Origin of the sequence: Desulfovibrio psychrotolerans, from assembly GCF_013340305.1 — a bacterium.
In the GTDB taxonomy this organism is placed as follows: Bacteria; Desulfobacterota; Desulfovibrionia; order Desulfovibrionales; family Desulfovibrionaceae; genus Halodesulfovibrio; species Halodesulfovibrio psychrotolerans.
In genome coordinates, this window is record NZ_BLVP01000008.1 from 20,011 (window position 1) to 41,879 (window position 21,869).

The 21,869-nt window shown below is 60.5% G+C and carries 24 protein-coding genes and 1 riboswitch; of the genes, 4 read left to right on the top strand and 20 right to left on the bottom strand.

What is annotated here, in order from left to right; translation table 11 throughout:
• Positions 1 to 197 precede the first annotated feature (197 nt).
• From HUV26_RS07855 to HUV26_RS07945, 19 genes are all read right to left on the bottom strand, one after another.
• Positions 198 to 1,382 (bottom strand): (Fe-S)-binding protein, encoded by a 1,185-nt coding sequence (locus HUV26_RS07855; protein ID WP_174409576.1) that lies wholly within the window; start codon positions 1,380 to 1,382, stop codon positions 198 to 200.
• 3 nt (positions 1,383 to 1,385) lie between these two features.
• A complete protein-coding gene (locus tag HUV26_RS07860) occupies positions 1,386 to 2,156 on the bottom strand; it encodes a lipid-binding SYLF domain-containing protein (protein WP_174409577.1) in 771 nt (256 codons plus the stop codon).
• A 130-nt stretch (positions 2,157 to 2,286) separates the two neighbouring features.
• Positions 2,287 to 3,687, bottom strand: coding sequence for an FAD-binding oxidoreductase (locus HUV26_RS07865; RefSeq protein WP_174409578.1), 1,401 nt, complete (start codon positions 3,685 to 3,687; stop codon positions 2,287 to 2,289).
• 21 nt (positions 3,688 to 3,708) lie between these two features.
• A complete protein-coding gene (gene smpB / locus HUV26_RS07870) occupies positions 3,709 to 4,176 on the bottom strand; it encodes an SsrA-binding protein SmpB (RefSeq protein ID WP_174409579.1) in 468 nt (155 codons plus the stop codon).
• A gap of 8 nt (positions 4,177 to 4,184) precedes the next feature.
• Entirely contained in the window at positions 4,185 to 5,960 is a 1,776-nt protein-coding gene (gene ptsP / locus HUV26_RS07875) for a phosphoenolpyruvate--protein phosphotransferase (protein WP_174409580.1), read from the bottom strand.
• Positions 5,961 to 6,269 (bottom strand): HPr family phosphocarrier protein, encoded by a 309-nt coding sequence (locus HUV26_RS07880; RefSeq protein WP_174410241.1) that lies wholly within the window; start codon positions 6,267 to 6,269, stop codon positions 5,961 to 5,963.
• A gap of 17 nt (positions 6,270 to 6,286) precedes the next feature.
• Complete coding sequence (locus tag HUV26_RS07885) at positions 6,287 to 7,063, bottom strand: PTS system mannose/fructose/sorbose family transporter subunit IID (RefSeq protein WP_174409581.1); 777 nt, start codon at positions 7,061 to 7,063, stop codon at positions 6,287 to 6,289.
• A 91-nt stretch (positions 7,064 to 7,154) separates the two neighbouring features.
• Complete coding sequence (gene rsmI, locus HUV26_RS07890) at positions 7,155 to 7,985, bottom strand: 16S rRNA (cytidine(1402)-2'-O)-methyltransferase (protein ID WP_174409582.1); 831 nt, start codon at positions 7,983 to 7,985, stop codon at positions 7,155 to 7,157.
• On the bottom strand, positions 7,927 to 8,331 hold the full coding sequence (locus HUV26_RS07895) for a YraN family protein (RefSeq protein ID WP_174409583.1): 405 nt from the start codon (positions 8,329 to 8,331) through the stop codon (positions 7,927 to 7,929). Before HUV26_RS07895 ends, rsmI begins: the two co-directional genes overlap by 59 nt.
• 135 nt (positions 8,332 to 8,466) lie before the next feature.
• Positions 8,467 to 9,249 (bottom strand): ribonuclease HII, encoded by a 783-nt coding sequence (rnhB, locus tag HUV26_RS07900; RefSeq protein ID WP_174409584.1) that lies wholly within the window; start codon positions 9,247 to 9,249, stop codon positions 8,467 to 8,469.
• 200 nt (positions 9,250 to 9,449) lie between these two features.
• A complete protein-coding gene (gene rplS, locus HUV26_RS07905) occupies positions 9,450 to 9,797 on the bottom strand; it encodes a 50S ribosomal protein L19 (RefSeq protein WP_174409585.1) in 348 nt (115 codons plus the stop codon).
• Between the two features lie 82 nt (positions 9,798 to 9,879).
• Positions 9,880 to 11,157, bottom strand: a complete 1,278-nt coding sequence (gene trmD, locus HUV26_RS07910) for a tRNA (guanosine(37)-N1)-methyltransferase TrmD (protein WP_174409586.1) — start codon at positions 11,155 to 11,157, stop codon at positions 9,880 to 9,882.
• Between the two features lie 10 nt (positions 11,158 to 11,167).
• Positions 11,168 to 11,698, bottom strand: a complete 531-nt coding sequence (rimM, locus tag HUV26_RS07915; protein WP_174409587.1) for a ribosome maturation factor RimM — start codon at positions 11,696 to 11,698, stop codon at positions 11,168 to 11,170.
• Positions 11,699 to 11,713: 15 nt separating this feature from the next.
• Positions 11,714 to 11,947: a KH domain-containing protein gene (locus tag HUV26_RS07920; protein WP_174409588.1), complete on the bottom strand. Its 234-nt coding sequence runs from the start codon at positions 11,945 to 11,947 to the stop codon at positions 11,714 to 11,716.
• 77 nt (positions 11,948 to 12,024) lie between these two features.
• Positions 12,025 to 12,261, bottom strand: coding sequence for a 30S ribosomal protein S16 (gene rpsP / locus HUV26_RS07925; RefSeq protein ID WP_174409589.1), 237 nt, complete (start codon positions 12,259 to 12,261; stop codon positions 12,025 to 12,027).
• A gap of 98 nt (positions 12,262 to 12,359) precedes the next feature.
• Positions 12,360 to 13,949 carry a signal recognition particle protein gene (ffh, locus tag HUV26_RS07930; protein ID WP_174409590.1) on the bottom strand — a complete coding sequence of 530 codons (1,590 nt, stop codon included), beginning with the start codon at positions 13,947 to 13,949 and terminating at the stop codon, positions 12,360 to 12,362.
• A gap of 271 nt (positions 13,950 to 14,220) precedes the next feature.
• Positions 14,221 to 14,454, bottom strand: a complete 234-nt coding sequence (brnA, locus tag HUV26_RS07935; protein WP_174409591.1) for a type II toxin-antitoxin system BrnA family antitoxin — start codon at positions 14,452 to 14,454, stop codon at positions 14,221 to 14,223.
• Positions 14,441 to 14,704 (bottom strand): BrnT family toxin, encoded by a 264-nt coding sequence (locus HUV26_RS07940; protein WP_174409592.1) that lies wholly within the window; start codon positions 14,702 to 14,704, stop codon positions 14,441 to 14,443. The genes brnA and HUV26_RS07940 overlap by 14 nt, the downstream gene beginning before the upstream one ends.
• A gap of 125 nt (positions 14,705 to 14,829) precedes the next feature.
• Entirely contained in the window at positions 14,830 to 16,011 is a 1,182-nt protein-coding gene (locus HUV26_RS07945) for a pyridoxal phosphate-dependent aminotransferase (RefSeq protein WP_174409593.1), read from the bottom strand.
• A 218-nt stretch (positions 16,012 to 16,229) separates the two neighbouring features.
• Positions 16,230 to 16,350, top strand: a riboswitch (SAM riboswitch).
• Between the two features lie 8 nt (positions 16,351 to 16,358).
• Here HUV26_RS07945 and HUV26_RS07950 point away from each other — a divergent pair.
• The 4 genes from HUV26_RS07950 (at position 16,359) to HUV26_RS07965 (ending at position 20,059) form a co-directional block, all read left to right on the top strand.
• A complete protein-coding gene (locus tag HUV26_RS07950) occupies positions 16,359 to 16,598 on the top strand; it encodes a hypothetical protein (RefSeq protein WP_174409594.1) in 240 nt (79 codons plus the stop codon).
• A 362-nt stretch (positions 16,599 to 16,960) separates the two neighbouring features.
• Positions 16,961 to 18,118, top strand: a complete 1,158-nt coding sequence (gene metX / locus HUV26_RS07955; protein ID WP_174409595.1) for a homoserine O-acetyltransferase MetX — start codon at positions 16,961 to 16,963, stop codon at positions 18,116 to 18,118.
• On the top strand, positions 18,111 to 18,773 hold the full coding sequence (gene metW / locus HUV26_RS07960) for a methionine biosynthesis protein MetW (protein ID WP_308483154.1): 663 nt from the start codon (positions 18,111 to 18,113) through the stop codon (positions 18,771 to 18,773). Before metX ends, metW begins: the two co-directional genes overlap by 8 nt.
• The gene (locus HUV26_RS07965; protein WP_174409596.1) at positions 18,770 to 20,059 is read left to right on the top strand and encodes an O-acetylhomoserine aminocarboxypropyltransferase/cysteine synthase family protein; all 1,290 of its coding nucleotides are present in this window, start codon (positions 18,770 to 18,772) and stop codon (positions 20,057 to 20,059) included. Before metW ends, HUV26_RS07965 begins: the two co-directional genes overlap by 4 nt.
• 137 nt (positions 20,060 to 20,196) lie before the next feature.
• On the opposite strand, the gene HUV26_RS07970 is transcribed toward HUV26_RS07965, so the two are convergent.
• Positions 20,197 to 21,555, bottom strand: coding sequence for an MATE family efflux transporter (locus tag HUV26_RS07970; RefSeq protein WP_174409597.1), 1,359 nt, complete (start codon positions 21,553 to 21,555; stop codon positions 20,197 to 20,199).
• Between the last annotated feature and the right edge of the window lie 314 nt (positions 21,556 to 21,869).

A 21,869-nucleotide genomic window follows, 5' to 3' on the forward strand; every position in this document is an offset into this window, starting at 1 on the left:
CGGATGGGTTGAGCTGTCGTCTGCGGCGGGGCGAAACCGTCTTCGCGGTGCCTGACGAATCCGATTGTTCGTACCGGAAAACTACTAACTACGCAACGGCGATTGGCAAGAGGCGTGACCCCCGGCAGTTTTTCAGGCACGCCGACAAAGGCCAGTGGCCCGTGCCCCGTGTCCAACTCTCCCGTCCCTTTTGTCCGCTAGGGTTCAAGGCAGTCCAGCCAGTGACCCACGGGCACGGGCAACGCGCCCAGAGCGGGCCGGGAACTGCGCAGTTGCAGGGTGCAGCCGCTGCATCCGGTAACCACCTGCGTCTGCTCATCCGGTGCCAGTGCCTGCCAGCAGCGTTCTGCCACGGTGCGCGAAAGGGGCTGGTCGCCCAGTTGCAGAATACCGCCCATGCCGCAGCACTGCACGCCGCCGGGAGCGGAAAAACGTGCCTGCAGCACGCGGGCAAGCCAGTGCCTGTCCGGGTCTGTGCCGCCCCAGTGGCAGGGCTGGTGGTAGCGCACCCGTGCCGGGGCGTTTTCGCCTGTACGGAATACGGAGTTGCCCCACAGGGTGGAAAGGGGAACGAGCGATTCGGCGAAGGCTTGCGCTTCGCCTTCCTGCCAGTTGATGTCCGTGCACTGCGCATAGGCGGTCAACCCATGGTGGCAGGTGGCGCAGAAGGTGGTCATGCGCGGGCGTCCCGCATTGCGCCACGCATCCACGTTGCGCTGGCGTGCAGTGTGCGCGGCGTGGGGAATGCCCGCGTGATCCAGCGAGAGTCCGCAGCAGGTCATGGCGTTTTCCGAAAGGACAGAAAACCCCAGTTTCTTGAGTATGGTCAGGGCCTTGGCATGCCACGCCTTCTGTATGCGGCGTGCCGTGCACCCGGCAAAAAGCAGTATGGTTTTGCCTTCGCCCGCGCCCCTGTCGTAGCTGTCCACATGCAGCCACGGGGCTATGTCGTTGGCAGGGGCCATGGCGCGGATGGAATCCATGAAGCGCGAAAAGGTTTGCGGTCCCAGATCCTTGGGCGCCACTTTGCCAAAGGTGGCAAGGGCGGGCCACAGGGCGGCGCCGCGCTCAATCCACTGCTTCCATATCCACTGCTGCCAGCCGGGATGCGCTGCGCGAAGCTGCGCCAGTTTTTCCGGCACAGAAAGCCCCTGCGGGCACGCGGCGGCGCACCGCCCGCAGGAAAGGCACTTGTCCGCGAGCACGCGGCAGTCCACCACATTCAGGCGTTCCGGCGACCGGGCCAGTGTGCCGAGCATGTGCTGTTTCGCCTTGGGCGACAGTTCCTCGCGTCCGGTGCCGAGCAGCACGGGACAAACCGAAAGGCAACGCCCGCACAGGATGCATTCCCGTGCGGGCGGATTGGCGGTGCATGGGTTCATGGTCTATTGCGTATCCGTTTTCTGCGCGGGGTGTTCCGTGTGGCGGTTCAGCCGGCTTCGCAAAACCTGCGTTCCCGGGGTATCCACCCTGCCTGCAAGTATTTCGGCAGGAGTGGTTCCCATGCCGTAATAGTTGCGGTTGCGTTCATGGTTGACGAGTATGCCGCCGCTTTCCAGCGCCATGCTGAAAGCCACCCCCTGCGTGTGGGCCACATGAATGATACCGCGCGTATGGGTGGCGTAGTCCAGCTGCGCCGAATGGCCCGCCGGACCTGCGGCAGCGGAAATATCCGCGCTGAGGGTAAGGTTGTCCCGCAGGGCCTTGTCCAGATAGTCTTCATCCATGAGCAGCAGGGCGGCGGTGGTTACCTGCCCGCCTGCCTGAAAGCCGAAGCTCAGGTCGGTGAGAGTCACAAATGAGGGCGGAGACCATCCGCCGTCGTCGGTGCGTGCCAGCAGGACCCCGTGTCCGCCCTGCAATCCGAAGATGTAGCTGCCCTTGTACAGGGCGGGAAAGATAATGATGCCTCTGGCGGAGGCAAGATGGTGCGTGAAAGGAGGCACTCCTGGTTCTGCGGCAAGCCGGTCCAGTGCATCTGCGGCACCTTCCACAAGTTGCTGTTCAGCAGAAGGCACAGAGAATGCCTTGCCGGAATGCTGCCCGCGTCCGCAGCCGTTCAGCAGAACCGCCAAAAGAAGAACCGCCAAAAGCAGTACCGTCGGGAGAAGGGCGGCGATTCGTGCGGCGGGTATGGTGCGTGCTGCGGGGGACATGGGCGTGCTCCGGGAATGTTTTGGGCTGGCTGCAATGAATGCTGCCGTAATTGCGGTAATGATGGCTGCGGACAAAATTTGTTGCACGATAGCGTGTTTTGTCCGGCACGGCAACGTGCGCGGCAGCCGTTCAGAATGCCTTGCCGGGGTTGAGGATGCCGTGGGGGTCGAAGGCGGACTTGATGTCGCGCATCAGGCGGCGTTCCTCCTCGCCCAGTTGCCGGTGCACGTAGGGGGCCTTGGTCAGGCCTATACCGTGTTCACCGGAAAGCGTGCCGCCCAGCGAGAGGATAAGCTCCATGACGGCCAGCTTGGCCTGTCCGGCCCGCTGCTTTTCGTCTCCGCGTGCGGCATCGTGCATGATGTTCACATGGATGTTGCCGTCTCCCACGTGCCCGAAGGTGAGAATGGTCAGGCCGCAGTGCCCGGAAATGGCCCGTATGCCCGTCAGGGCGGGCAGCAGGCTGCCGCGCGGCACGGTAACGTCATCGGAAATTTTGTTGGGGGCCACGCGGAACGAGGCAGGGTTGATGAGGCGGCGGATTTCCCACAGGGGTTCTTCCTCTTGTGCCCCAAGCCCCTGCTCCTGCCATGCCGGACGGTTCTGGGCGGTGTCGTCCAGTGCTGCGCGCAGGCGTTGCAGGTCTGCGGCAAGGGCAGCCCGGCTGCCGTCCAGCCGGAAAAGAAGCACCGCCTGCACGGTGCCGTCCTGCGGCCACGGCACGGTGCCCAGCTGCGCGAGGCAGTCCAGCACTTCCTGCCCCATGAACTCCAGCGCCGCAGGCAGTATGCCCGCCCGGAACACCCGGCGCACCGCCGCCATGGCCTGCTCCAGGGAGGAAAACCCCGCCATGAGCGAAGCCGTTGCCTCCGGCAGGGGCATGAGTTTGAGGGTAATGTCCGTCATGATGCCCAGCGTGCCTTCGCTGCCCACCATAAGGCGGGTGAGGTCCAGCCCCACCACGTTCTTGTGGTTTCTGCCGCCGCAGGTGATGGCCTTGCCGCCGGGCAGCACAACGCGGCAGCCCAGAACCCATTCGCGGGTAACGCCGTATTTCACGGCGCGCATACCGCCCGCACAGGTGGCCACATTGCCGCCTATGGTGGATATGCCAAGGCTGGCCGGGTCCGGCGGGTAGAACAGACCTTGGGCCTCCACCTGTTTTTGCAGGTCGCCCGTCACAACGCCGGGCTGCACCACGGCCACAAAGTCGTCGGCATGGATTTCCAGAACACGGTTCATGCACAGGGTGGAAACCACCACCCCCGGCCTGTCCGGCACGCACAGGCCCACCACGTTGGTGGCGCGTGCGCGGGGATACAGCGGCATACGTTCCGTGTGGGCCCAGCGCAGCAGTTCCGTTATCTGTTCCTCGTTGCGGGGGCGCACCACCGCAAGGGGTATGCCTGCAAGGCGGCTGGCGTCTGACTCAAAGACCAGCATCTCCTCCGGCGTTGTCAGGCAGTCGGTGCCGGGAAAAAGCTCCGCGAGGAACTGCCTGTGCTGCGGAAGGAGTGATGGGTGCGTCATGTGCTTGCGGGCTGCCGGAGGTTACAGGCTGGCCAACTGGCGGGCAACATCGCGCTGGATGTCGCGTGCCTTGATGGTCTCGCGCTGGTCATGCAGTTTCTTGCCGCGTCCGAGGGCTATATCAACCTTTACGCGGGAGTCCTTGAAATAGAGTGCCACGGGAATTACGGAAAACCCTCGCTGCTCCACCTTTATCGCCCATGCGGCTATCTGGCGGGCGTGCAGCAGCAGTTTGCGGTCGCGGTCCGGGTCGTGCTGGGCGTAGCCCGCATTCTCGTACGGGGCAATATGCAGGCCCACGAGCCACGCCTCGCCGTTCTTGAACTGCACGTAGCTGTCGCGGAAGGATACCAGCCCCGCGCGCAGGGATTTCACTTCCGTGCCGCGCAGTTCTATGCCCGCTTCAAGATTTTCCACAAATTCATAATACCGGCGGGCCTTTTTGTTCTGGGCAATATGGCCGCTGCTCTGTTTTGCTTTCTTGCTCATGGTCTTTGCTAGTCGTCCTGGTCGAGCAGGGATGCGAAGAAGGTAAGCTCTTCGGGGAAGCGCTTGAAAATGGTCTGACGCACCTTGCGGTTGATTTTGGAGACGGTGGCATGGCTGAGGACATCGCGCAGCAGTTGCTTGCACTCTTCCATGTTCACCTGCCGGATGATGCGTTTAATACCGGGAATGGCCTGCGGCGCAATGGAAACCCCGTCTATCTGCATGCCCATGAGAATGGGGATGCAGTAGGGGTCTGAGGCCACTTCGCCGCACACGCTCACTTCTATGCCGCCCCGGTGGGCGGCGTCCACCACATATTTGATGGACCGCACTATGGCCGGGTGCAGCGGCTGGTAGAGGTAGGAGACATGCTTGTTGGCGCGGTCTATGCCCAGCGAGTACTGAATGAGGTCGTTGGTGCCTATGGAGAAAAAATCCACTTCCTGCGCCAGCGTTTCCGCTATCATCACGGCGCTGGGCAGCTCTATCATAATGCCCACGGGCATATCGGGGTTGTACGGAATGCCCTGCTCGTCCAGCTCCTGCCGGACAAGGTTAAGCTGGTAGCGCGCCTGGCGCACTTCCTTGAGTCCGGAAATCATGGGGAACATGACTGCCACGTTGCCGTGCACGCTGGCGCGCAGAATGGCGCGCAACTGCATGCGGAACACGTCCTGATGCTTCAGGCAGTAGCGGATGCCGCGCAGCCCGAGGGCCGGGTTGGGCTCATCCAGTTTCTCCTGCGAATTCATCATCTTGTCTGCGCCCACATCCAACGTGCGCAGCGTGACCTTGGCCGGGGCGAGCCGCTCGGCAAGGGTAGCGTATTCCCGGTACAGGTCTTCTTCCGTGGGCGGCTGCTTGCGGTTGAGAAAGGCGTATTCCGTGCGATACAGCCCCACACCCTCGCCGCCGTTGTCCAGCACGCTCTGGAGTTCTTCCGCCAGTTCTATGTTGGCCTGTATCTCCAGCCGGAAACCGTCCACGGTTTCGCCGGGGAGTTTGCACTGGCGGATGATGGACTTCTGGTAGTTCTCAAACTGGTATTTAAGGTCGGAATAGGTGGCCAGTTCCTCTTCCGAAGGGTCTATGAGAATACGGCCGCGCAGGGCGTCTATGATAACCAGTTCGCCATCGCGCGCGCTTTCTTCCAGCCCCTCCACGCCTACAATGGCGGGAATTTGCAGGGAGCGGGCAAGGATGCCGGTGTGCGATGTTTTGCCGCCCTCCGAGGTGGCAAAGGACATGATTTTGTCCAGTTCCAGCTCAATGGCGTCCGCCGGGGTCAGGTCGTGCGCCATAAGCACCATGCGCTCGGCAAGGGCGCGGGTGGAAGAGTAGCCGCCGAGCAGGCGCTGCATGATGCGGTCTGCCACCACGCGCACGTCCTGAATGCGCTCGCGGATGTAAGGGTCGTCAATGGCGCTGAAGGCCGCGGCGATGGTTTCCACCGACTGCTCAAGGGCCCATTCCGCCGTGATAAGGCGCTCACGGATGCGCGTTGCAGCCGCAAGCATAAGCTTGGGGTCCTGGCAGATCATAAGGTGCGAGTCTATAATGGCACCGTGCTCACGCAGTTCCACGGGAACCTTTGCGCGGGCGGCTTCAAATTCGTCGCGCACCATGTCAGAGGCGGCGGTAAGGCGGTCTATCTCCTGCTCTGCCCTGCTGGCGGGAATGGTCTCGCGCGGGATATGCCTGCGGCTGGTGCGGTTTATGAAAAACGCCTTGCCGATGGATATGCCTGCGGAAACAGCAATTCCGTAAACTACATCGCGTGCCACTTATGCGTCCTCATCCAATGCGCAGGAAAAGACCTGCATCATGTGCTCAAGGGCGGCGCGGGCATCGCTGCCCCGGCTTTTGAGCGTAATTTCGCTGCCCCGCGCGGCGGCAAGGGACAGGATATCCAGTATGGACTTGGCGTCCACCTCCTGCCCCTTTACCTCCAGCCGCAACTCGCAGCGGAATTTCTGTGCCTCCTGCGCAATGCGCGCCGCCGGACGGGCATGAAGCCCCAGCTCGTTGTTCACGCAGATGCGGGCAAAAAGGCAGTCTTCGTGTTCCTGAATGGTCTGCTGCACCGTGTGCATTCCTTTCTGTGCCCCGGCTACCATGCCGGAACGGATACTCCCTTCAGCATGGGCAAAGCTATTGCCACAAGTGAGAGGAGAAAGAGTAGTATAATTCTGGACAGGTGAAACCGTCCTATGAGCCAACCCATGAAACACAGCCCGAAACCGGCCGCCCCCCATACCGCCTCGCCTGTGAATCCCCACAGGTGTTGCGGATGCTGGCCGGGCCAGGCAAGATACAGTACCAGAACAAGCACCGCCGCGTTGGCGAGCTTGAGGCGTTCTCCCCAGTTTATGAGATTCCATCTCCGGAGCATGTTCAGCACCTTCAGCCCCCCGCGCACCCCTGCAATAAAGGTAAACAGCTTAAAGGCGTGCAGCAGCACGAACAGCGACAGAGTCCAGAAAAACGCCGCTTTGTCCATGCCCGCCATGAGCAGGCTTATGGTGGAAAGCGACCAGAAGACCAGAAAACTGCCGCCGAACACAGAATCGCCTATGGCGGAGAGGGTGTAGGTGGTGGTGTCCTTGAGCGTGCCCAGCATGCTGGCCGGTGCCTTGCCCCGCGCGATCATGGTTTCCAGCGACAGGAAGGTGCCCACCAGCAGCGGCGTCCAGAACGGATGCGTGTTATAGTGCCGGATGTAGCGCCTGCGTGCTTCGCGGCGTGCCTTCATGTCCGGGTAGATGGCAGCCAGTCCCGGCTCCATGGCGTAGGCTATGCCCACGTTCTGTAATCCCCGTGTGTTGAAGGCCGAGCCTACAAGGTAGGTGCGCAAGAAGCAGCGAAGCAGTGTGCGTCCGTTCGGCATGCCGTTTCCGTTTCGTAAGGTGTGCGCTGTCATGTGCCGTCTAAGCTGAGCAGGCGCTGTTCCGGCGCATTCGGGCAGGCGCGGCGGCGTGTTATCCGCGCCGCATAAGTCCGTAAATTTCGTCCACGCTCCAGCCGGGTGCCCGTTCCCGCACCCTGCGGGCTATGTCGCGGGGCTTGCCGCCAGAGGCGGATTCCTCTTCCACAAGGGTGAGCACGTCTTCTTCTCCGGGTCGTTCTACCTGTTCCGGCGGGCCGATGACCACGGTTATTTCACCCAGCAAGTCCTGCGGCACATCCGCGTGGTTCTCCAAACGCGTAAGAATAAACTCCTCGTGGGTCTTGGTCAATTCCCGCGCCACGCACAATTCGCGCGGCCCCAGAACGGCGTGGGCGGCGGCAAGCGTTTCTGCCAGACGGTTCTTGCGTTCAAAAAAGACCAGAGTGGTGCGCACGGTGCGAAATTCCGCGAAAAACCGTTCCTGATCGTTGCGTTTGCGGGGCGGAAAACCCAGAAAAGTGAACGGCTGCGGGGCTATGCCGCTGGCAGCCAGCGCGGTGAGCGGGGCACTTGGTCCGGGCACTACGGAAACGCTCAGCCCTTCCTGCCGGGCAAGGCGCACCAGCCGGTAGCCGGGGTCGGAAAAAAGGGGCATGCCCGCATCAGAAACCAACGCCAGAACGGTACCTTCCTTCATGGCATCCACAAAGGACCGGGCCTTGGCTTCCTCGTTATGGTCGTGAAAGCTGGCCAGCTTGCGCACGGCAACGCCGGTCTGCTTGAACAGAATGCCGGCGCGGCGAGTATCTTCCGCCAGCACAATATCCGCCGCCTGCAGCACTTCGCAAGCGCGGGGAGAAAGATCACCAGGGTTGCCAAGCGGTGTTGCCACCACCCACAGGCTCGGAGAGGTCAAAGGCATTCTCTGTATGCTCCACAAGGTATGCATCGCCATCGCGGACAACGGCGACAAGATCAAAACGGCTTGGGCTGTTCCACAGGCCGGACGCGGTAAGAAAATGCTGCGCCGCAAGGACCAGGGTGCGCCGCTTGGCCGGGGTGAGTGCCTCTGCGGGGCTTTGCAGCGCGCCGCGTGACCGGGTTTTCACTTCCACAAACACGATGGTGGCTTCTTTGCGGCAGATAATATCCAGCTCCAGCCTGCCGTGCCTCCAGTTGCGGTGCACAATGCGGTAACCGCGCGAGGCCAGATGGCGGGCAGCGGCGTCTTCTCCGTCCGTGCCGGTAACAAGGTGGCGCGCTGTCATAGAGGTGTTGCCCTGAAAAAGCCCATAAGGGTAAACATGTTGCCGTATTGTCGCAAAAAATGAAAGGCCTGTTTATATGGCACCATCCGTGACCCTAGGCAGCGAAGACAGGCCATTATCGCGCCGTGCTTCCCGTCATTTCGTAACCGCCTGCGGCGATGCTGCCTGCCAGCAGTCGGCCAGCATGCCTTGCGATATCTGCGTACCGGAGGGTTCCGGGCGCACCTTGGCAAAGGTAAGCCGGTGCATGCGGCACGGGCCGTGCTGCACTATGGTGGCAATGTGGTCCTGTGTGCCGTAGCCTTTATGCCCGGCAAAGCCGTATGCGGGGTAGCGGCGGTCCAGACTGTGCATGAGCCTGTCGCGGAAGGTTTTGGCAATTATGGAGGCGGCGGATATGGCCGGAACGCGCAGGTCGCCTTTAATAATTGCCGCCTGCGGTACGGCCTTTTGCACAGCTAGTTGCGCGGTCTGCTGCTGGCCGGAATCCCCCCGGAAGCGAAAACTGCAGGCAAGGTGGTCGGGAATGGCGTGGTTGCCGTCCACGGCCAGAAAGGCCGGAGGCACGCGCAGGGCGCATATGGCGCGATGCATGGCGAGAAACGTGGCTTGCAGAATGTTCACCCGGTCTATTTCGGCAGGCCACGCAATGCCCAGACCCCATGCCAAGGCCTGCTGCCGGATGAGGGGATAAAGGGCTTCGCGCCGTGCCTCTGTGAGCTTTTTGGAATCGGTCAGTCCCTCAAGGGTGTGGTCGGGGGGCAGAATGCACGCACCGGCCACAACAGGTCCGGCAAGGCAGCCGCGTCCGGCCTCGTCCACGCCTGCAAAGGGAGTGGGCCAGCCCTGCCACGGAATATCGTCATGACCTTCCAGCAGAGAGAGGGAAAGGGCGGTGGGGCGTTTTCTCGGAGCCATGCGGGCCTGCTTGTGAGCGTTCCGGTTGGTTTGTCTTGGGGGCATGCGGGCTGGGCCGATTGTAGCCAGTGTTGCGCAGGAATGGCAAGGCCGCAAGCGACATGGCAGTGCGCCTGTGCAGACACGCAAAAAAGGGGCTGGCAGCGCGCCAGCCCCTTTTGCAAGCTCGTTTAAGCTCGGAACAACAGCCGGAACGCTGCTTACCAGCGGTTCTTGGGCTTGATGCGGGCAGCCTTACCCTTAAGGTTGCGCAGGTAGTAGAGACGGCTGCGGCGTACGCGGCCTTCCTGCACTACCTCAATACGCTCGATGGAGGGGGAGTGCATGGGGAACACGCGCTCAACGCCCACGCCGTCGGAGGTCTTGCGTACGGTGAAGGTGGCATCGGTGGTGCCGTTGCTGATGCGGATAACTGCACCCTGGAAAATCTGGATGCGTTCCTTCTCGCCTTCGATGATGCGCAGGTGAACCTTTATGGTGTCGCCGGAGTTGAACTTCGGCAGGTCAATGCGCATCTGTTCACGTTCAATCTTCTGAATAGCATTCATGGTATAATCCCCTTTGGCCTGATTTTTCGCAACACGGGTTCCGTGGGGTTTGCGTTCGATTGTTCTGTTCCGGAGCGGTTCCCTACAAGGCATCGCCCAATATCCGATCAATGATGATGGCTGCCGCTGTCCGTACGGAAAGGTGGTTATAGCCATCAAGGTATCGCACGGGTCGCAGTATTCCGTCGCATTGCTCCAGAACCTGCGGGGCGAGACCGTGGGCCGTACCGAACAGGAGCAGCACCGGGCGGTCGGCCAGCAGGGTGCGCACATCGCCCACATGCATGTTGCCCGCCCCTCTGGCGCTCGTCGCCACCAGCAACGGGTTTTGCCCGGTACGTTCCGAAATATCCTTCACGGCGTCCTCAATAAGACGGACTCCGCGAATAATCTGCAAGGCCTCGCCCCTGTCGGGGTTGGCTGCGGTCCCCGGGCCGGTTACCCAGTGGTTCAGCAGCTCGGCCAGCATGCGCTGCTGGTCTTCAATGGGAGTGGTAATGTAGTACCCTCCCAGACCATAGGTGCATGAACAGCGGCCTATATCGTGGATATCGAGGTTTGTCAAAGAAACAGCGACAGATTTTTTCTCTTTGTTTACAACAGGATAGTGAACAAGAGCGCAAAAGAGGTTTTTTCCGATGCGTCTGCGGCGTTCTTTCTTCAATATTTCCAGGTCATTGGAATTAAGAGCCGCTTCGTGCAAAATATCAGGCCTGCTGTGCAGGGTGGTGATGAGCGACTTCTCGCGCCGCCATGCTGCCACGCGCCCGTGGTCGCCGGATTTGAGCACGTCCGGCACCTCCAGACCCTCAAAAACATCGGGGCGGGTGTAGTGGGGGTATTCCAGCAGACCTGCGGAAAAGCTTTCCTCTTCGCCGGAATCCTCGTGTCCCATGAACCCCGGAACAAGTCGGGCCGCCGCCTCCATGACACACAGGGCTGCTGTCTCCCCGCCGTTAAGCACGTAGTCGCCCACAGAAACAGGCTCTATGGGGAAGAGGCTTTCCAGCCGTGCGTCAAAGCCCTCGTACCGCCCGCAGATGATGGTAACATTCTTCTCCTGCGCCAGTTCCCGTGCAAAGGACTGGGTGAAGGGGCGCCCTTTGGGGGCCATCATCAGAATACGTCCGGGGCTCTCCACGCTGCGCAGGGCGCGGGCCAGAGGTTCCGGCATCATGACCATGCCGGGTCCGCCGCCGTAGGGACGGTCATCCACCGTGCTGTGCCGGTCTGCGGTAAAGTGCCGGGGATTGCGAAAATCCACGGAAACAAGTCCGGCAGCACAGCCTTTTGCCATGAGCCCGCAGGAGAGGGCGGAGTCGAAGAACTCCGGAAAGAGCGAGACAATGGTGAATTGCATGTGTGACCGGCTACTCGCCGCCGAGGTAAAGTTCCAGCAGCCCTTCAGGCGGGGCAATGGTGACGAAGCCGCCTTCCACATCTATTTCCGCCACAAATTCTTCCGTGGCGGGAAAGAGCACTTCCTTGCCTTCCGGCGTGCGGATAACCCACACCTCGGAATCAGCAATAAACTGGAAATCCTCTATGTGTCCCAGCAAGTTTCCGTCTGCAAGGCGCACCGCCAGCCCTTCCAGCTGGTAGAGATACACCTCGTGGTCGTCCGGTTCCGGCAGGGTGTCTTCAGGTATGAGAACCTGCACGTTGCGCAGGGCTTCCGCACAGTTCCGGTCGCGGCAGCCTTCCAGCAACAACAGTTCGCGCCCCTGATGGGTGCGCGAAGAGACCACCCCGTGTCGGGCGGGTTTTGCCTTTCCTTTCTGCAGCCACACGGCATCTTTGAGAAGTAAAGGGGAGTCTGCGTAGTATTCAACGCAGACTTCCCCCCGTATACCATGTGGTTTGACAATCAGGCCAATCTGTATAAGTCGACTTTCAGTCATCCGCCCTGCAAAGCGCTACTCCAGAATTTCCAGAACAGAGCGCTTTTTGGCTTTGGTGGAGGCGGCACCGAGGATGGTGCGCATCGCGCGGGCTGTGCGCCCCTGCTTGCCGATAACCTTGCCAAGGTCTTCCTTGGCTACCTTGAGTTCAAGAACAGAGGTCTGCTCTCCCTCAACCTCAGCCACGGAGACTGCGTCGGGGTTGTCCACAAGCGATTTCGCGATGTACTCAACCAGATCCTTCAACACGGCTCACCTCCAGTCGTTGTTCAGCAGGATGTCAGCAACAGGTGAGCTGCCCAGGCAGGTTGTCATGAACAGAAGGCTTACTTGGCTTGCTTGAGCAGGGCACGAACGGTGTCGGTAGGTTCCGCGCCTTCGTCCAGCCACTTCTGAATTTTGTCCATGTCAATCTTGATCTCGGCAGGCTCGACCATGGGGTTGTAGAAGCCCAGGTATTCAAGGGGACGTCCATCGCGACGGGACTGATTGTTCATCGCCACGACACGGTAGAATGCACGCTTCTTGTTGCCCATACGGGTCAGTCTGAGTTTTACGGCCATCTCGGTTACTCCCATTATATGATGTAATAATATGGTTTTCTCCGCAAAGCGCAAGCGGAAAGAAAGCTCGCGCTTTCCGGGTGTTGTTCATGCCGGGGCTATTTCTTTTTGCGCCCCTGCTTCTTTTTCATTTTTTCTTTCTTGCGCGCATCGCGTTTTTTCTTCAGATCGTCCTTGGACATTGCCGGGGCGGCAGAATCTGCGCCCATGCCGGGGTAGCCCATACCGGGCATTCCCTGCATGGCTTGCAGGGCATCAAGGTTGGACATGCCGCCCATGCCTCCCATTCCACCCATGCCGGAGGCACCGGGCAGACCGGGTTTGCCGCTCATGCCCGGAATATTGGGCATGTTGGGCATGGCAGGCATTTTGCCTTTTTTGCCTTTCTTTCCGCCCCCCATCATCTGCTTCATCATCATGCGCATCTGCGCGAAGCTTTTGATGAGGTTGTCAACGTCCTGAACCTGCATGCCACAGCCGCCCGCGATGCGCTTCTTGCGGCTGGGGTTGATGAGGTCCGGATTGCGTCGTTCCTGATCCGTCATCGAGTTTATTATGGACTCAATGCGGTTCATTTCCTTATCCGGCACGTGCAGGTCGCCGAGCTTGTCGCGCAGCTTGCCCATGCCGGGGATAAGCTTGAGAATGCCTTCCAGAGAGCCTAGCTTGCGCATGCGGCGCATCTGGGTTCGGAAGTCGTCGAAGTCGAATTCGGCCTTTTGCATCTTTTGGGCCATGGCTTCGGCTTCTTCCTGCGTGACCTCAGCCTGCGCTTTTTCCACAAGGGTGAGCACGTCGCCCATGCCGAGGATACGCCCGGCGATGCGGTCCGGGTGGAAGACTTCAAGATCCGAAATTTTTTCGCCCATCCCGACAAACTTCACTGAAGTGCCGGTAACGGTCTTGATGGAAAGGGCTGCGCCGCCGCGGGCATCGCCGTCCATCTTGGTCAGCACGGCACCCGTGAGGCCGAGCTTGGCGTTAAAGGCTTCCGCCACTGTCACCGCGTCCTGACCAGTCATGGCATCTGCCACGAACAGGATTTCCTGCGGGTTAAGGGCAGATTTCATGGCCACCAGCTCGTTCATGAGCTGTTCGTCCACATGCAGGCGGCCCGCTGTATCCAGTATCACCACGTTGCACTGCTGCTCGCGGGCATCTGCATAGGCGGCTGTGGCTATGTCCACCGGGTTCATCTGCGTGGTGGAGGCAAAGGCCGGAATGCCCAGCTGTTTGGCCAGCGTGTGCAGCTGGTCAATGGCGGCGGGGCGGTAGACGTCTGCGGGCACAAGGTAGGGCTTCATCTTCTGCTTGCGCAGGTAGTTGGCAAGCTTGGCGGAAGACGTGGTCTTACCGGAGCCCTGCAGGCCCACCATCATAATCACATAGGGCTGCTTGCCGCGCAGGTCCAGCCCCGTGGTGCCGCCGCCCAGAAGGTCCACAAGCTCGTCATGGACAATCTTGATGACCTGCTGCGCGGGGTTAACACCCTTGAGCACTTCCTGACCGAGACAACGTTCGCGGACACGGTCAGTGAATTGCTTCACCACCTTGAAGTTGACGTCCGCTTCCAGCAGGGCAAGGCGAACCTCGCGCAGGCCCTCCTGCACGTTTTCCTCGTTCAGGGTCTTCTGACCGCTGAACTTCTTGAAGACAGAGTTCAGTCTGTCGGAGAGAGTTTCAAACATCAGTGCTCCGCGTAAAAGACATAAGAGCAGGTTCGGTAATAGAGTCCGGCGTGAAAGTCAAGGGTCCGTTTCTGTTTGTCAAGGGGAAAGGGAGGCGTTGTTGGGGGAAAATGCACGCGCGGCAGCGGGCAGGCGGGTTGCAGCGCCAAGGCGTTTTCGGGTGCACGTGCCAAAGCGGAGCGACGCGAACCGACACAAATGTGCTCAGGAGCAGGGGTAAGGGCGGGGTGTTCTGGGCGTCCTCACGGCAGAAGGGCGCCGCGCAGAACCGCTACCCGCAGGCCCGGTGTTCGTCAAGCTGGCGGGCTATCCAAACCTTGATGATTGCCTGCCGGGTAATGCCCAGACGCTGCGCCTCGCGATCCAGTTCTTCCACCATCCATGCGGGGAAATCCACGTTCACCCTGCGTATCTCACGATTGGGGCGGCTTGCCCTGTCCAGATCAAGGTGTGCGGAGATATCCGCGCCCTCTTCAAAGGCGTTGTCAAATTCATGCGCTTTCATACCACATTACCTCCTGCAACCGGGCACGGCGAACAGAAATGATGCGGGTTGCCCTGCCCCGTCTGGTGATGACGGCGGACCAGTGCTTCCCGTCCATGCGGCCGATGACAAGGCATCGCGGCTCGTCATCGGTGTGGGCGGGGATTTCCAGCAGGTCGGGGTCATCCCACAGCGCCTGCGCGGCTTCAAAATCGATGCCGTGCTTGTGCGCGTTTATCCGGCTTTTCTGCTCGTCGTATTCAAAAAGCATATAATTATGGTATATAAACAGCGCAAAGAGTCAAGGGGCATATACCGCTAAAAAATATGCGGCTGCATACCATGCTTTGCTCATGATGGTACGCAGCCGCAGAAAAGGCGTTTGGAGCGGGCGGGTTATCCCCGGGCCCTGCGGAACCCTTCCGCCGCGCGTTCTATCACGTCCTCGCCCACGCAGAAGGTAAGACGGAAGTGGCCGGGGCCGCCGAATCCGCTGCCGGGAACGGCCAGAATCTTTTCTTCCATAAGGCGCTGGCAGAAGGCCACATCGTCGCCGCCGGGGGCCTTGGGGAAGAAGTAGAAGGCCCCCTTGGGCATGAGGAAATCGTATCCCGCATCGCGCAGCACACGGGCCATGACATTGCGGCGTTTTTCATAAATACCCGCGTCCACCTGCGCGTGCAGTGCCGCTTTGAGCAGGTGCTGGCCGATGACCGGCGGGTTTACAAAGCCGAGGATGCGGTTAGTGAGCATAAGGCCCGCCATGAGCCTGCCCCGGTCCGGCATACGGGGAGAGAGGCACACATAGCCCACCCGTTCGCCCGCCAGCGAAAGGTTTTTGGAAAAGGAAGAGAGCACCACGGCGTAGTCATACAGCGGCAGAACGCTCGGCACCTCCACGCCGTCAAAGGCGAGAAAGCGGTATGGTTCGTCGGAGACAAGGAAAACGGGGCGGCCGTATTCGCGGCTCTTGGCGTCCAGAAGGGCGGCAAGGGCTTCTATTTCCTGCCTGCCGTATACGGTGCCCGTGGGATTGTTGGGCGAGTTGATGATAACCGCGCGGGTCTTGGGCGTCATGGCGGCAGCAATGGCGTCCACGTCCAGTTCAAAGGTGTCCGGCTTGGACATGGCCGCCTTGAACGAAACCTGATGGTTGGAGGTATAGAACCCGTACTCCACAAAATAGGGAGCCACGCCCACCACCTCGTCACCCGGTTCGGTCACGGCGCGGAAAAAGGCATTCATGGCACCGGCGGCACCGCAGGAGATGAGGCAGTCATCTGCGGAAACGTCCACGCCCTGTTCCTTTGCCACCAGATCAGCGATTATCTGGCGCGCCCACGGAAACCCGCCGTTGGGCATGTAGCCGAAGGCGAAGGGCTCTTGCGCGGAATCCGCCAGTTCATGCAGTATGTCGCCCACCTGAGCAGGCGCGGGCACGTCCGGGTTGCCAAGGCTGAAGTCGCACACCGCGTCTGCGCCGTACTGCTTTTTCATGGCGATGCCGGCTTCGAACATTTTGCGGATCCACGAGGAATTTTCGATGAACCCGGAAATCTGCTGGGAAAGAAGCGTCATGGAATACCTCTGAAACGGTCTTCTTGGTTGCTGGGGAGGCGGTGCAGGCCGTTGCACGCCGCATGGATGCGTTATGTATATGTTTGGATAGGGCAAGCCGTGCGCAATGTCCAGATGCTCCGCACAAGGATATGCGGTGCGCCTCAGGCGGTGTAATTGCCCCGATGACGGCAATACCCGTGCTTGACGTGAACGGACGGATAGATTATCAAGAATGAAAATCATTAAGAAGGCGCGAGAGACCTGGCTCGTTGACCGCCTAGCAACCTGACAGCCCGCCCGCATGTGCGGTGCCGGCCCAAGGTGCTACTGCCAGCCCGGTTCCGGGACCGATGAGGAAATACGCCATGACCCCTCTCACAGCCTCAATTCTCCCCCTTGCAGACGCTTCCCTGCCGCATGTGCTGGCCTCTTCACTGGTGGCTGCCGTGCTCGGCCTTGCTGCCGCCGTGCTGGGAATAGCCGCTGCCGCCTCCCGTCCGCAGGCCCAGCCTGTTCCCGTGCGCGTGCCGCGCCGCAGTGCGCCTTCCCGCCATGAAGGTGGCGGACGTGGCGAAGAATCTCCCTTCGGGCGGCGAATGCCCTAAGGGCCCCGTGCCCGCATAACGCGCCCTTCCTGCCGGAAGCCCCGGCGCGTTGCTCTCTCCCTGCGCAAACAAATACGCTTCTACGGAATGACGCCCATATCTCCCCATGCCGGGAGAAATGGTGTAGGCTGTCCGTATTCCTGTCCGGTCTTGATTGGTCCAGACCGGGCTGGCACGGCGTATCGGGTTTTATCCGGCGGCATCCGGTCTTCTCCGGTTCCCGGTACCGATACTCCTGGGCCAGATGCTGGCAGCCAAAACGCCGTATATATGGCCGTATGACCAACCTCGGCCTGCCACGGCAGCCACGGCCAGCCAAGGATACACAAGGCGGACAAGAACAACCGCATAACGAGAACATCATGATACAACAAACAGATACAGATATTCCCGCACAGCCGGAGCCCGCCAACGGCGCAAGGCTGTTTGTGCTGCCGGAACCGCTGGTCTTCCGCAGCGGCGCGGTGCTGGACCATGCGCAACTGGCGTATGAAACCTTCGGCACCCTTTCGCCCGCGCGGGACAACGCCGTGCTCATCTGCCATGCCCTCACAGGCGATTCCCACGCGGCCAACCACACAACGGACAGCGCGGGAACAGGTGCAGACCGCCCCGGCTGGTGGGATGAATACGTGGGGCTGGGCAAGCCCGTGGACACGGACCGGTTCTTTGTCATCTGCTCCAACATTCTGGGCAGCTGTTACGGTTCCACGGGACCCGCAAGCGTGAACCCCGCCACGGGCAGATCCTACGGGCTGGATTTTCCCGTGGTGACCATATCAGACATGGTGGCGGCGCAGCATGCGCTGGTCAGCCATCTCGGCATTCCCCGGCTGCGTGCCGTGCTGGGCGGTTCGCTGGGCGGCATGCAGGTGCTGGAATGGGCTGCACGGTATCCGCATATGGTGGAGGCCGCCGTACCCATTGCCACCACCACGCGGCATTCGGCGCAGGCCATCGCCTTCAATGAGGTGGCGCGGCAGTCCGTGATCTCCGACCCCAACTGGAAGCACGGCGACTACTACGGCGGCGCGGCCCCCGATCTGGGACTGGCCGTGGCGCGTATGATAGGGCACATCACCTATCTTTCAGACGAGTCCATGCATGTGAAGTTCGGACGCAACCTGCAGGACAGGGAACGGCTTTCCTTCAACTTCGAGACGGATTTTCAGGTAGAGAGCTACCTGCACCATCAGGGGCGCAAGTTCGTGCAGCGGTTTGATGCAAACTGCTTCCTGTACGTGACCAAGGCGGCGGACTACTTCGATATGGAACTGGACAACCCGCAGGGCTATGCCGCGCAGGCCTTTGCCCGCACCCATACGCGGTTTCTGGTGGTCTCGTTCACGTCTGACTGGCTGTATCCCACCTATCAGTCGCGGGAACTGGTGGCGCACCTGCAAGGGGCGGGTGCGGAAGTGAGCTTCTGCGAGATAACGGAAAAATGGGGGCATGATGCGTTTCTGCTGCCCAACGAGCGGTTCAGCGACATACTGGGAGGATTTTTGCGCCATGTCTGAAAACAACGGCAACACGGCACTGCGCTTTGACCAGCAGGTCATCGCCTCGTGGATAGATCCGGGCAGCCGCGTGCTGGACGTGGGCTGCGGCGACGGTTCGCTGCTGGGCTACCTTGTGCGCGAAAAAGGGGTGCGCGGCAGCGGCATAGAACTGGATGAGGCAGCCGCCGTGCGGTGCATAGCACAGGGGCTGAGCGTGGTGCAGGGCAACGTGAACGAGGAACTGCCCCACTATCCGGACAACGCCTTTGATTATGTGATCGTAAGCCAGACCCTGCAACAGGTGCACCGTCCCTCGCGTATGCTGGAGCACCTGCTGCGCGTGGGCAGGCACGGCATCGTCAGTTTTCCCAACTTCGGCTACTGGCGGGTGCGGTGGCAGGCCATGTTCGGCGGCAGGGCTCCCAAGACTAAAGAGCTGCCTTTTGAATGGCACGATACCCCCAATATCCGCGTGCTGACGCTGGAAGATTTCCGGCATTATGCGCGCGAGATCCCCTTCCGCATCATGCGCGAGGCGGCAGTGACCATGCCCTGCGGAACCCTGTTTCCCCGGCATGTAACGCTGCTGCCGAATATCCGGGCATCGTACGGGGTGTTCATGATAGAACGTCCGCATAACCACACCGCAAACGACAGGAGCATACAGTCATGACAACCGGCCATCGTTTCGAAACCAAGGCCCTGCACGCAGGGTTCACGGCAGACAGCACAAACGCCCGGGCCATTCCCGTGCACCGCACTGCGGCCTACCTGTTCCGCAATACGGAACATGCCGCCAATCTCTTTGCCCTTAAGGAGCTTGGCAACATCTACACCCGCCTGATGAACCCCACGCAGGACGCGCTGGAACAGCGGCTCGCCGCGCTGGAAGGCGGGGCGGCAGCGGTGGCGCTGGCATCGGGCACCACCGCCGTACACTACACCGTGCTGAATATCTGCCGTGCCGGAGACGAGATTGTTTCCGCCTCCAACCTGTATGGCGGAACCTACACCATGTTCGATGCCATCCTGCCGCGTCAGGGAATCGTCACCCGCTTTGCGGATTTCAGCGATCCCGATTCCATCCGCAGGCAGATAACGCCCAAAACGCGCATGCTGTTCACAGAGGTTATCGGCAACCCTGCGCTGGATGTGGTGCGCATACGCGATGTGGCAAAGGTGGCGCAGGAGTTTCATCTGCCGCTGGTGGTAGATTCCACCTTCACCCCGCCGTGCCTGTTCCGCCCGCTGGAACACGGGGCGCATGTGGTGGTGCATTCTCTTACCAAGTGGATCGGCGGGCATGGCACGGGGCTGGGCGGCGTGGTTGTGGACGGCGGCACCTTTGACTGGACCGACCCCAAGTTCAGCCTGTTCAATGAGCCGGACACCTCATACCACGGGTTGCGCTATGCGCACGACCTCGGCCCGCTTAACCCGGTGGCGTTTGCCCTGCGGCTGCGGCTTGTGCCGCTGCGCAATCTGGGCGGCTGCATAAGCCCGGACAACAGCTGGCTGTTCCTGCAGGGGCTGGAAACGCTGAGCCTGCGTATGGAACGGCACGGGGCCAATGCCCTGCGGGTGGCAAAGTTTTTACAGGCGCATCCGCAGGTGGCGTGGGTGCGGTATCCGGGACTGGAGGATGACCCCGGCCATGCGGCGGCGCGCGAGCAGTTTGCCGGAAACGGCTGCGGCTACGGGGGCATGGTGGTGTTCGGCATCCGTGGCGGCGTGCAGGCAGGGGCGCGGTTCATAGACAGCCTGAAGCTGGTCTCGCACCTTGCCAATGTGGGCGATGCCAAGAGCCTTGCCATCCATCCCGCCTCCACCACCCATTCGCAGCTTACGGAGGAGCAGCAGCGCGCGGGCGGCATAACCCCCGACCTCATCCGCCTGTCAGTGGGCATTGAGCATATAGATGATATTCTGGCCGACATGGCGCAGGCGCTGGAGCCATAGCCGTTCCAGAAGCAGGATATTCAGGAAAAGAATCGGCCCCCGGTGCGTATGCGCCGGGGGCCGTTGTCTTTCTGTGCCTCGCGCATAGGCCGTGCGGCAGTGGTGGGGGGGCGTTAACCGCCGCAGGGAGAGTTTTATCAGTCGTCAGCAGGCTTCAGCAGCGTGCGGTTTGCCCGTACCACAAGGAATGATGCCACGCCCAGTGCCAGCAGTTCTGCCAGCGGAATAGCCATCCAAACGCCTGAGATGCCGAAGAATTTCGGAAGAACCGCAACCCCTGCCAGCACAAACACCAGACCGCGCAGCGTTGCGGCAATAATCGAGCTTCTGGCATCTCCCAGTGCTGTGAAATAGGCGGTGATAAGCACATTAAGGCCGTTCATCAGGAACGCGAAGGCGTAGATAAAAAGGCCTGCCTCCGCAATGCCGAACGCGCTGGACTCGCGGCTGTCGAAGAACAGAAGAAGCACAGCATCGCCGAAGAGTTGCAGCACAATGAACACGCAGACGCCGATGCAGGTGTTCACCTTTGCGGCAAAGCGGAAAATTTGCCTCACCCGCGCGTGGTTCCGTGCGCCGTGGTTGAAGCTCAGCACAGGAATCAGCCCGTCAGAAATCCCCAGAAACAGCAGCACGCCGGTAAAGTTGATGTAGTTTATGGCGGTGAATGCCGCCACGCCATCCGCCCCCAGCATCCGTACCACCGTCAGGTTGATGATGAGAATGCTCACAGAAGCCGCAAAATCCGACATGCCTTCGGAAGAGCCGTTGTAAAGCGCATTGCGCAACAGCGGCAGGCGGAAGCGTCCCTTCAGCATGGAGAGGCGCTGCTTCCGGTTAAAGGTGATTCTGCCGGAAACCAAAAACCCGGTGCTGAAGGCAATGCCCGTGGCAATGCTGGCACCCATCGTGCCCCACCCAAGGCCGATCACAAAAATAAGGCTCAGCAGTATGTTCAGCACAACCGCAGAAGACATGATGGACATGGAAACCTTGGGGTAGCCCAGTGCCTTCAGCATGATGTCGGAATAGAAGCACAAAATCAGCGGAAGCGTAAAAGGCGCCAGTCCGTAAAGATAGCCCAGTGCGTGGGGCAGCAGCCGCTCGTCCGCGCCCATCAGCCGTGTGAGCGGTTCGGCAAGCAGTATCAGGAGCAGCGTTGTCAGCAGGCCCACCAGAACCAGCGTCCAGAACCCGGTGGTCATGGCATCCTGAGAACGTGCAATATTCTGCTCACCCAGCCCCAGACTCACAAGGGTCTGGCTGCCAACGCCCACAACAAGTGCAACCACCAGCATAATGTTGAAGAGCGGCAGAATAATGTTTATGCCGCCCATGGCGTCCGGGCCTATATGGTTGCCCACAATTACGCCATCAACAATATTCTGAATGCCGAAGAATACAACAGTAACCACGCTTGGCAGCGCGTATTTACAAAAGAGCCTGCTTACAGGGCCTTGTTCCAGCAGATGTCTGTCGTCCAGTGTGCTTTTCATGGTAAGGTACAGCGCATGTTTTGCGAACATGTGCGCAGAAGGTATGATCAAAGCGGCGGAAGTTTATGAGGTGCGCGCGGTAACGCGGTTGCTTTGATCTGGTTTTGTCTGGCAGGCTTGCGTGCCTGATGAAGGTCTGCATGTGCGGCAGCAGTGTGCAGCGGGCAGGTAGGTAAGCGCGTATAATCGTCAGCCATATATGTCAAGTGGCTGCAGGTATGTATGAATACCGATGCCGGTTGGTGGCGTAACGTTCAAAAGCAAAAACAATAGGGGCCGCTTAGGACCCCGTTTTCATGTTCGGCCCATTGTCA